Source organism: Streptomyces sp. NPDC002742 (assembly GCF_042888885.1).
Classification (GTDB): domain Bacteria; phylum Actinomycetota; class Actinomycetes; order Streptomycetales; family Streptomycetaceae; genus Streptomyces.
The window spans coordinates 256,028-266,776 of record NZ_JBIAQF010000003.1 but is presented as its reverse complement, the minus strand read 5'-3'; the positions used below and the strand labels follow the sequence as shown (position 1 = coordinate 266,776).

Below are 10,749 nucleotides of genomic sequence, written 5' to 3'. Positions count from 1 at the left end.
GGGGGGCGCACCCTCGGGGGGGCCCCCCCCATACCCCCCGCGGGGGGGTTGGGGGGCCGGGGGGGGCGGGGGCCGGGCGGCGCCCCGGGGGGGGGGGGGCCCCCGGGGCGGGGCCCCGGGGGCCCCCCCGCCGGCATGTCCCGCTAGTTCGCGGGCCAGGGAACCTGCGGCGAGCGGTAGTAGCCGATACCCAGGGCGTCCCAGCGCGGCCCCTGGGCGGCGAGCCGCACCTTGTAGGTGTCCCAGTCGTGCGTCGACGCGGGCGACCAGCCGAGTTCGGCGGCCCCGGGCAGCCTCGGGAAGGCCATGACGTCGATGTCGGCGGAGGTCACGATCGTCTCGGTCCACAGCGGCGCCTCGACGCCCTTGACGGCCGAGGCGGGCACGCCGGGAAGGTAGCTGCCCGGGTCCCAGTCGTAGGCGCGCCGCACCTCCACCAGGCCGGCCCAGTCCTGGCCGAGCGGGGTGTCGGCGGTGTACTTCATGTCGAGGTACAGCCGGTCCGCGGGCGACAGCACGAGCCCGGTCCCGTTCCGCGCGGCCTCGGCGACCTGTGCCTTCTCCTCGGCGCTGGTGTCGTCGAGCCCCCAGTACTGCGCGATGGCGCCCTTCGCCGGGGTGGCCCCGGTGAGCTGGTGCCAGCCGATCACCTTCTTGCCGTACTTGGCGACCAGGGGCTGCACCTTGTCCATGAAGGTCACGTAGTCGGCGTGGCTGGTGGAGTGCGCCTCGTCGCCGCCGATGTGGAGGTACGCGCCCGGGGTGAGCGCGGCCAGCTCGCGGATCACGTCGTCCACGAAGGCGTACGTCAGCGGCTTGTCCACGCACAACGAGGAGAAGCCGACGTCGGTGCCCGTGTAGAGCGGCGGCGCGACCCCGTCGCAGTTCAGTTCGGCGTACGAGGCGAGGGCGGCGTTGGTGTGTCCTGGCATGTCGATCTCCGGGACGACCTCCAGATAGCGGGAGGCGGCGTACCGGACGATCTCGCGGTAGTCGGCCTTGGTGTAGGAACCGCCCTGTCCGCCGCCGACCTCGGTGGAGCCGCCGTGGGCCGCCAGCCGGGGCCAGGAGTCGACGGCGATGCGCCAGCCCTGGTCGTCGCTCAGGTGCAGATGCAGCTTGTTGACCTTGTAGAGCGCCAGTTCGTCGATGTAGTGCTTGACCTGGGCGACGGTGAAGAAGTGCCGGGAGACGTCGAGCATGGCGCCGCGGTAGGCGTAGCGCGGGGTGTCCTCGATGGTGCCGCCGGCGATCAGCCAGGGTCCGCGCCGGACGGAGTTCTTCTCGACGGCGGCGGGCAGCAGCTGACGCAGGGTCTGCACGCCGTGGAAGAGGCCCGCGGGCCGTCCGGCCGTGATCGTGACGCCCGAACCGCCGCTGTCGAGGCGGTACCCCTCGGCGCCCAGTCCCTTGCCGCCGAGCCGGAGCCGGATCGCTCCCGCGCCGTGCGAGGTGACCGGCAGCCGGTAGCCGGTGGAGGGCCGCAGGATGCCCGCGAGGTACTCGCCGACCGTGCGGGCCTCGCGGGAGTCGTCGACGCGGATACGGGTGTCGCCGGTGACGCGGTACGGGGATCCGCCCGGGTGGACGGAGGCGGGGGCCGGGACGACGCGGCCGAGCGGAGCGACGGCAGCGGCGCCAGGGGCGGGCGGTGCCGCACTGGCGAGGGAGATACCGGCCGCCGCCACGAGCAGCAGCGTACCGAGAAGGCGGGGCGTTCTGTGGCGCTGTCTCACATGTGCTCCCTTCGGTCCGGCGAAGGTCTTCGGCCGTCCGTGGCCGCGCCCTTCGCCGTGCCCTTCGAATCGGTCGAGAACCAATTGGTCGAGACCACTCTCCCGCAGACGCGGTGGAACAATCCCCGTCATGGCGGAAATCATCCAGCGGGACGGCACGTGGATCTTCGACGGAGACGCTCTGCGGCTGACCCCGGGACGGGACAAGAACGTCGGGCTGCTGCGCCGGACGCTGGGTGAACTCACCGTGCCGCTCGGCGCGTTGGCGGGTGTCTCGCTGGAGCAGGGCAGGAAGGCCGGGCGGCTCAGGCTCCGGCTGCGCGACGGCGCCGACCCGCTGCTCCAGGCGACGGGCGGCAAGCTCGCGGAGCCCGACGACCCGTATCAGCTGGCGGTGGAGGCCGACCGTTTCGGCGTCGCCGAGTACTTCGTGGACGAGGTCCGGGGCGCGCTGCTCCTCGACCAGGTTCCGTCCGGCCCGGTCGACGGCTATCTGCTGCCCGGCCCGGCGGTGCCGCTGTCCGCCTCCGCCGGTGACGGCACGGCGGGCTTCGACGGCGAGCGCGTACGTCTGGAGTGGAACTGGAAGACGGAGGACGCGAAGTCCGCGTCGGGGGCCCGGACCCTCGCCCTCGGCGACATCACGGCCGTCGAGTGGCGTCCGGCGGCCGGGCTGGAGAACGGCTGTCTGCGCTTCACCGTGCGCGGCGCCGGCACAAAAGCGCCGCCGAAGTACGACCCCAACTCCGTGGAGCTGTGGGGTTTCAAGAAGGACCCGCTGATGGCGCTGGTCGCGGCGGCGGTGCAGGCGAGGCTGCCGCATCCGGCGGCGGCGGTGCAGGACCGGACGGCCGAGGAGCCGGCCTGGGAGACGGCCCCCGAGCCCGGACCCGAGGCCGACCACGACGCCCTCCTGCGCAGGCTGCGCGAACTCGGCGAGCTGCACAAGGATGGCGTCCTGACGGACGAGGAGTTCACCCTGGCCAAGCAGGCGGTCCTGAAGCGCCTTTAGGAACGGGCGCTCGGGGACCGCCGCTCGCGGGAGAGAACCGCCGGCCAGGTACCAGGTACGCCCCGCCTTCCGGGCGTACCTGGGCACCTGTGCGCCTGTGTCTCTACGTGCCTGTGTCTCTACGTACCCGTGTGCCCGGGAGCTACTTGACCCGGCGCGCGATCGTGAAGTGGTCGACCTCCGCGCCGGTCTCGGCGATGCCGCGGACCTTCAGGGTCGCCAGGCGGCCCTTCGTGGCCGGGGTCACGTCCACGCGCAGGAACGAGTAGTTGAGGTAGCGCACGCGCGACCAGGCGACCGTCTCGGCCTGCTTGCCGTCCTTGAGGTTGATGAAGGAGGCGACGGACTCGACCTCGTTCTCCTTGCCCTCGTAGGACTCCGGCGCGCTGAACGCGTACAGGCTGCGGCCGGCCGCGCCCGCCGTCACGTAGACGACACCGTCGGTCTCCGTGTACGCCGTGCCGCCGATCGGCAGCTTCTTGGTGACCGTGTTCGCCTTGATCACGTCGGTGCGCTCGTACTGGTGGTTGTGGCCGTTGATCACCAGGTCGACGGTGTACTTCTCGAACAGCGGCACCCACTCCTGTCGCACGCCCCCCTCCGAGGCGTGCGCCGTGGAGGTGCAGTACGCGCAGTGGTGGAAGAAGATCACGACGAAGTCGATGTCCCGCGAGGCGCGGTACTTCTTGAGCTGGGCCTCCAGCCACTTGGTCTGCGTGCCGCCGGAGATGCCGAGGTTGGCCGGAATCTCGAAGGAGATGTCGTTGGCGTCCAGCGAGATGATCGCCGTGTTGCCGTGCACGAAGGAGTAGACGCCGGGCAGGTTGGCCTTGTCGGGGCCGTTGTCCGGCAGCGTCCAGCGGGCCTCCTCGCCGCCGTAGCCGTTGGGCGAGTACCAGGCCTCCATGTCGTGGTTGCCGTAAGCCGGCATCCACGGCACCTGCTTGGCGACCGTCTCGGTCTGGGCGAGGAACTGGTCCCAGATGCGCGAGTCGAACCCGGTGTCCGTGCTCTTGCCCTGGCCCGCCGGGTCCGCGTAGGCGATGTCGCCGGCGTGCAGGTGGAAGGCGGGGTTCTGGGCGAGCAGCAGGGCGTCGTTGGCGAGGCCGTGGTAGCCGACGCCCTCGTCACCGAAGGCGGTGAAGGTGAAGGGCTCGGCGTGCGAGGGCGCGGTGGTGAAGGTGCCGAGCGTGCCGAGCAGGTGGGGCCGGGCCGGGTCGAAGCCGGCGTGGCCGACGCCGTAGTAGTAGGTCCTGCCGGGGCGCAGGTGGGTGAGCTTGGCGTGCAGGTAGTACTGGGTGTGGTCGCCGCTCGCGCCCACACCGGCCGGGGTGTAGAGGGTGCGCACCTCGGCCTCGATCTTGCGCGAGAGGTCCCAGGGGTGGGCGCCGATACGGATGTAGGGCTTGCTGACCGCGGCCGGGACCTGCCAGGAGACGGTCATCTCGGTGCGCGGGTCGTTGCCGAAGGCGAGGTGGCGGCCGAAGGGGGCGACGAGCGCGCCGTCCACCTTCTCCGTCGAGGCCGGGGCGGCCGTCCGCTGCGTCGGGACGGCGGCCTGTGCGGCGCCGGGTACGAAGGCGCCGCCTGCGACGGCACCGAGGGTCACGGCGCCGCCTCTGATCATGTTGCGCCGCGAGAACTTGGCGCGAAGGTACTCGTGCTGCTCGGCCATGGTCATCTTCTCGGCGAGCCGCTCGGGTACGCCCATGCGTGGAGTGTCCATGGCACCAGAAGTTGCTCCCGGCAATCGACGCGGCGCAAGACACCGCATGGACAGCCTGTAAACAGCACACCATAAGAGATCCAACAACCCCTTGCCCGATATCGGGCAGGATTCTTGCGAATCGTCTTCCGGTACCCCAGGATCAACGGGTGCACGACGAACTCGTTGATCATTTGACGCGGTCGACCCCCCTGAACCGGGGTGAGGCGCTGCGGGTGATCCAGGACGTTCTCGCCTATTTCGACGAGACGACCCAGGAGTTCGTCCGCCGCCGCCACCGCGAGCTCCAGGCCCAGGGCCTGGTGAACGAGTCGATCTTCGAACGGATCGAGGCGGACCTGAAATATCGCGCGGTCGCGCCGCCGGAGCTCACGCTCAGGCAGCTGCGCCGCATCGTTTACGGCTGAGGGACTCTACGTATATGTGCGGAATCGTCGGATACATCGGCAGGCGTGATGTGACCCCGCTGCTCCTCGAAGGCCTTCAGCGCCTGGAGTACCGCGGCTACGACTCGGCGGGCATAGTCGTGACCTCCCCCAAGTCGGCCGGCCTGAAGATGGTCAAGGCCAAGGGCCGGGTCCGCGATCTGGAGGCCAAGGTCCCCAAGCGTTTCGCCGGCACCACGGGCATCGCCCACACCCGCTGGGCCACGCACGGCGCCCCCTCCGACGTGAACGCGCACCCGCACATGTCCGGCGACAACAAGGTCGCGGTCGTGCACAACGGCATCATCGACAACGCCTCCGACCTGCGCAAGAAGCTCGAGGCGGACGGCGTCGAGTTCCTCTCCGAGACCGACACCGAGGTCCTCACGCACCTCGTCGCCCGCTCCCAGCAGGAGAAGCTGGAGGACAAGGTCCGCGAGGCGCTGCGGGTCATCGAGGGCACCTACGGCATCGCGGTGATGCACGCCGACTTCCCCGACCGCATCGTGGTGGCGCGAAACGGCTCCCCCGTCGTGCTCGGCATCGGCGAGAAGGAGATGTTCGTCGCCTCGGACATCGCCGCCCTGGTCACCCACACCCGCCAGATCGTCACGCTGGACGACGGCGAGATGGCCACGCTCAAGGCCGACGACTTCCGGACGTACACCACCGAGGGCACCCGGACGACCTCCGAGCCGACCACCGTCGAGTGGGAGGCCGCGTCGTACGACATGGGCGGCCACGACACGTACATGCACAAGGAGATCCACGAGCAGGTCGAGGCCGTGGACCGCGTGCTGCGCGGCCGCATCGACGACCGGTTCTCGACGGTCCACCTCGGCGGCCTGAACCTGGACGCCCGCGACGCGCGCGCGGTGCGCCGCGTGAAGATCCTCGGCTGCGGCACCTCGTACCACGCGGGCATGATCGGCGCCCAGATGATCGAGGAGCTGGCCCGTATCCCCGCGGACGCCGAGCCGGCCTCCGAGTTCCGCTACCGCAACGCGGTCGTCGACCCCGACACCCTGTACATCGCGGTCTCCCAGTCCGGTGAGACCTACGACGTGCTGGCCGCCGTCCAGGAGCTGAAGCGCAAGGGCGCGCGGGTGCTCGGCGTGGTCAACGTCGTCGGCTCGGCGATCGCCCGCGAGGCGGACGGCGGCATGTACGTGCACGCGGGCCCCGAGGTCTGTGTCGTCTCGACGAAGTGCTTCACCAACACCACCGTCGCCTTCGCGCTGCTCGCCCTGCACCTCGGCCGCACCCGTGACCTCTCGGTCCGCGACGGCAAGCGGATCATCGAGGGCCTGCGCAAGCTGCCCGCGCAGATCGCCGAGATCCTGGAGCAGGAGGACGAGATCAAGAAGCTGGCCGCGGAGTACGCCGAGGCCCGCTCGATGCTCTTCATCGGCCGCGTCCGGGGCTACCCGGTGGCCCGTGAGGCCTCGCTGAAGCTCAAGGAGGTCTCGTACATCCACGCCGAGGCGTACCCGGCCTCCGAGCTCAAGCACGGCCCGCTGGCGCTCATCGAGCCGGCGCTGCCGACGGTCGCGATCGTCCCCGACGACGACCTGCTGGAGAAGAACCGCGCCGCCCTGGAGGAGATCAAGGCCCGCAGCGGCCAGATCCTCGCCGTGGCGCACCGCCACCAGGAGAAGGCCGACCAGACGATCCTCGTCCCGAAGAACGAGGACGAGCTGGACCCGATCCTGATGGGCATCCCGCTCCAGCTCCTCGCCTACCACACGGCGCTGGCGCTCGGCCGGGACATCGACAAGCCGCGCAACCTGGCCAAGTCGGTCACCGTCGAGTAGCCGACCGCCGGACGGTCCGCTCCGAGGGTCCGTGACTGAAGACCCGCCGCCGAGGATCCACCACCGGATGATCCGCCGCCGCGCATGTCCCCTGCCGACGGCCGGACCCGAACGATCCCCGTGCGCACCACCCGCGCACGGGGATCGTTCCTCAAGGGCCGGAGCCGCCCAATACCCCGGCCCGCGCCGAGGTCAGCCGGTGGCCGTCACTCCCCGGCCGGCGGCGCGTCGCGGAAGTGCCGTGGGCCAGTGGGCGAGCGCCGCGGTCGCCGCGTACCAGGCGACCGCGCCGGCCGCGACGGCGAACCAGCCGCCGGCCTTGGCCAGGTCGGCGTTGTCCGCGAAGCGGCCGATGGCGAGAAGCAGCAGGGAGACGAAGAACAGTCCGTAGGTGCCCTGGCCGAGCACGTCCCCGCCCGCGAGGGCGAGCGACAGCACGACGAGCGCGAAGAGCAGCAGGAAGAGTCCGGCCGCGTTGTCGGAGGCCTGGCCACCGGCCGAGACGGCCCAGGTGAACCAGAGGGCACCGAGTCCCGTGAAGGCCGTGCCGGTGGCCGTGTCACGGTCGCGGAACGCGAGCAGGCCGGCGACGAAGAGCGCAACGCCGCCTATGTAGTGGGCCAGTGACACGGCGTCAGCCGCCGTCACCCCGTCGATCAGGTCGGTGTACCCCAGGCCGAAGGCCAGCAGGGTGACGCCGAGCGCGAGTCTTCCTACGATCGTTGTGGTGCTTCCCGCAGAGACGTCGTTGTCCACGGCGGGCTCCCTTCATGCCTGTGCAGTCGTGCTGCGCCGTACCGGTCGCCGCGTAGGACCGGCGTCCCGTATATGCCCTTCACAAAGGCACAAACACCTCTACGCGCCAGTAGGTTCACCCACCGCGCACGGAACGCCACAGCGCTCCCCCGGGGTGGTCCGACCTGGGATGACGGCGCGTTACGGAATGACGATGACAGGGCGCTTGGCGCGCTTGGCGAGCCGTCCCGCGACCGAGCCGAAGATGCGCCCGACGATGCCGTGCGTGGAGCCGACCACTATCGCGTCCGCCTCGTACTCCCGGCCCACCTCTTCGAGTTCGTGGCAGATGTCACCGCCGCGCTCGACCAGGATCCAGGGCACCTCGGAGAGGTATTCGGCGCAGGCGAGCTCCAGCCCCAGCACCTCGGTGCGGTGGTCGGGAACGTCGACGAAGACCGGTGGCTCACAGCCCGCCCACACCGTGGTGGGCAGCCGGTTGGCCACATGGACGATGATCAGGCCGGAGCCCGAGCGGTGCGCCATCCCGATCGCGTAGGCGAGGGCACGCTCGCTGGACGTCGAACCGTCGAAACCGACGACGACGCCGTGCTTGAAAGCGGGATCGCAGGACTGGCGGGGTTCTTCCGCCGCCAGGGGCTCGGCCGCCGTGGGATCGGCGAGCGGGCGCTTGCGGTCCGCGGGATCGAAGAATTCGTGACCGGCCATGGGTGTCTCGGCGTTTGGATCCTCGTGGTGGGGACGACAACGAACGGCAGAGCTGTGTCTGGGAAACATCTTCCCAACCCCATACCCCCAAGGGTACGGCGGCACGCCTCCTCTGCCCAGATCCCGCGCGCCTTACGCGGCATTCCAGGGAGCATGCATGAGAGGACGCCCGTAACGCAATGGTTGCTGCCCCGTACAGGCGGTTTGCGCAAGACCCCCCGGGAATTTGCTCGGGCGGCCCGGGACCGGGGAATCCGGTCGCGGCACGGGACCGGGCGGCCACCTTCCGGACACACGCACCACCGGCCGGGCAGTGACCGGCCGGTCGAACACGCGTTGAACCGGTCGCAGCCGCCGCCATGGAGAACCACACACCATGGAGAACACGGAGAACACCGGAGTACTAGGGAGCAGCACGTGCCCGGCCCCGACACCGCCCCCCATTCCTCCACCCCCTCCACGCCGTCCGGCCCCTGCGGCCCCTCCCCGTCGCACACGGCACCCCCGTCCGGATCGCGATCGGGAACACGCCCCGGGGCGCGCTCCGGGTCACGCCCCTGCGCGCCACCCGTGGCGGACACGGTGAGCGATGTGGTCCGCTGGGCGGCCTTCAGCTGCGTCCTGGTCCCGGTGGTTCTCCTCTGGTGCGGCACCTCGCTCGCGGGCGCGGCCGGCGCGGCCCTGGGTCTCGCGGCCGTGACCGGGGCCTGCCTGGTCCTGCTGCGCCGGTCCGAGCGGGGTGCGGCGCTCCTGGCCGAGGAGCGACGGGGCCCGTCCCGCTCGCGTCGGCGCACCCCGCAGCGGCGCGGACGGCACGGGAGGACCGGCCCGGGGAGCACGGGAGGTGCGGGGCGCGGCAGAGGAGCGGGGACGGGGGCCGACCCGCGTGGCGGAAGCGGCACGGGAGTTCACCGAGGCGGTCGGCGCGGCGGGGGAAACAAGCCGGTCGACTGACCGGTTTGCGCGTACAGCTACGCTTCTTTTCAGCCAACTTCTGGTTGTGGCCCATCCCTTGCTCGAACGACCCCCCAACCCCCGTTCGACCTGCACCTAAAGGGGTACGGGGGGCGCGCGCACCCTACGTGGATTGGCCACTGCCGCAAGGCGCACTTCCCTGCGGCGCCCACGAGTGCAACGCTTCGTGATCGAATGCTTCACGCCAAGTTGCCATGTCGACATTCTGCGGAGTACCGAACTGGTCACCTTGGCACCGGCGAACACAGTAGATTCGATCTTGTCTTACGGCGGGGGACTCGTGCAGGACCGAGGGGAAACGTGCAGGAGCGACACAACCGAGGAGCCGCGACCACCGAGGGGGGCTTAGCAGGATGAGCCACGACTCCACTGCCGCGCCGGAAGCCGCGGCCCGGAAGCTGTCCGGGCGACGCCGCAAGGAGATCGTCGCGGTGCTGCTGTTCAGCGGCGGCCCCATTTTCGAGAGTTCCATACCGTTGTCGGTGTTCGGGATTGACCGCCAGGACGCCGGCGTGCCGCGCTACCGCCTTTTGGTGTGTGCCGGCGAGGAAGGCCCGCTGCGGACCACAGGGGGCCTGGAACTCACCGCACCACATGGCCTGGAAGCGATCTCCAGGGCAGGCACGGTCGTCGTGCCCGCCTGGCGGTCGATCACCTCGCCACCACCGGAGGAGGCGCTCGACGCACTGCGCCGCGCTCACGAGGAAGGCGCCCGCATAGTCGGGCTGTGCACCGGCGCCTTCGTGCTCGCCGCGGCCGGCTTACTGGACGGCCGTCCGGCGACCACCCACTGGATGTACGCCCCGACCCTGGCCAAGCGCTATCCGTCGGTGCACGTCGACCCCCGCGAGCTCTTCGTGGACGACGGCGACGTGCTGACATCGGCGGGTACGGCGGCCGGAATCGATCTCTGCCTGCACATCGTGCGGACGGACCACGGCAACGAGGCCGCCGGCGCTCTCGCCCGGCGCCTGGTGGTCCCACCACGGCGCACCGGCGGCCAGGAGCGCTACCTCGACCGGTCGCTGCCGGAGGAGATCGGCGCCGACCCCCTCGCGGAGGTCGTCGCCTGGGCGCTGGAGCACCTCCACGAGCAGTTCGACGTCGAGACACTGGCGGCTCGCGCCTACATGAGCCGCCGCACCTTCGACCGTCGGTTCCGCTCGCTCACCGGAAGCGCTCCGCTGCAGTGGCTGATCACTCAGCGCGTACTGCAGGCGCAGCGTCTCCTGGAGACCTCCGACTACTCGGTCGACGAGGTCGCGGGCCGCTGCGGCTTCCGTTCGCCGGTCGCGCTGCGGGGTCACTTCCGGCGGCAGCTGGGTTCGTCCCCGGCCGCCTACCGGGCGGCGTACCGCGCTCGCAGGCCCCAGGCCGACCGGTCCGCGGATCCGGACGGCCCCACGGGTCCGGTCGGACCACCACAGTCGCTGCACCAGGAGCACTCGGGCCCGGTCCCGATGCAGACGCGCCGCACCGCGGCGGCCGGCTCCCTGGGCGCGGCCGCGTCGCTCTCCGCGGAGGCGATGCGGGAGCGGGCGGAGCTGTACGCGGCGAGCAGGCCGAGCCTGCCCGGACAGCGCAGCGCGCCGTAGTC

9 protein-coding genes are annotated in these 10,749 nt (G+C 70.8%); 5 read left to right on the top strand and 4 right to left on the bottom strand.

All coding sequences use genetic code 11. The features are described 5' to 3' along the window. Positions 1–143: 143 nt before the first annotated feature. Positions 144–1,736, bottom strand: a complete 1,593-nt coding sequence (locus ACFYW8_RS06525; protein ID WP_389068601.1) for a beta-N-acetylhexosaminidase — start codon at positions 1,734–1,736, stop codon at positions 144–146. 130 nt (positions 1,737–1,866) lie between these two features. Here ACFYW8_RS06525 and ACFYW8_RS06520 point away from each other — a divergent pair, with 130 nt between their 5' ends. After that, a complete protein-coding gene (locus tag ACFYW8_RS06520; protein ID WP_389068600.1) occupies positions 1,867–2,748 on the top strand; it encodes a DUF4429 domain-containing protein in 882 nt (293 codons plus the stop codon). A gap of 142 nt (positions 2,749–2,890) precedes the next feature. Here the strand turns inward: ACFYW8_RS06520 and ACFYW8_RS06515 are convergent, their stop codons facing one another. Continuing rightward, on the bottom strand, positions 2,891–4,459 hold the full coding sequence (locus ACFYW8_RS06515) for a purple acid phosphatase family protein (RefSeq protein WP_389068598.1): 1,569 nt from the start codon (positions 4,457–4,459) through the stop codon (positions 2,891–2,893). A gap of 164 nt (positions 4,460–4,623) precedes the next feature. Here ACFYW8_RS06515 and ACFYW8_RS06510 point away from each other — a divergent pair, with 164 nt between their 5' ends. Together ACFYW8_RS06510 and glmS are read left to right on the top strand one after the other, a co-directional pair. After that, on the top strand, positions 4,624–4,881 hold the full coding sequence (locus ACFYW8_RS06510; protein WP_326787600.1) for a hypothetical protein: 258 nt from the start codon (positions 4,624–4,626) through the stop codon (positions 4,879–4,881). A 14-nt stretch (positions 4,882–4,895) separates the two neighbouring features. After that, entirely contained in the window at positions 4,896–6,713 is a 1,818-nt protein-coding gene (gene glmS, locus ACFYW8_RS06505) for a glutamine--fructose-6-phosphate transaminase (isomerizing) (RefSeq protein ID WP_365870099.1), read from the top strand. 192 nt (positions 6,714–6,905) lie between these two features. On the opposite strand, the gene ACFYW8_RS06500 is transcribed toward glmS, so the two are convergent. Together ACFYW8_RS06500 and ACFYW8_RS06495 are read right to left on the bottom strand one after the other, a co-directional pair. Further along, positions 6,906–7,469 (bottom strand): GPR1/FUN34/YaaH family transporter, encoded by a 564-nt coding sequence (locus tag ACFYW8_RS06500; protein ID WP_365870100.1) that lies wholly within the window; start codon positions 7,467–7,469, stop codon positions 6,906–6,908. Between the two features lie 180 nt (positions 7,470–7,649). After that, positions 7,650–8,177 carry a universal stress protein gene (locus ACFYW8_RS06495; protein WP_261703579.1) on the bottom strand — a complete coding sequence of 176 codons (528 nt, stop codon included), beginning with the start codon at positions 8,175–8,177 and terminating at the stop codon, positions 7,650–7,652. Between the two features lie 582 nt (positions 8,178–8,759). Between ACFYW8_RS06495 and ACFYW8_RS06490 the strand changes: the two genes are divergently transcribed. After that, positions 8,760–9,131, top strand: a complete 372-nt coding sequence (locus ACFYW8_RS06490) for a hypothetical protein (RefSeq protein ID WP_389068594.1) — start codon at positions 8,760–8,762, stop codon at positions 9,129–9,131. A gap of 374 nt (positions 9,132–9,505) precedes the next feature. After that, positions 9,506–10,747: a helix-turn-helix domain-containing protein gene (locus tag ACFYW8_RS06485; protein ID WP_365870103.1), complete on the top strand. Its 1,242-nt coding sequence runs from the start codon at positions 9,506–9,508 to the stop codon at positions 10,745–10,747. The last annotated feature ends 2 nt before the right edge of the window (positions 10,748–10,749 follow it).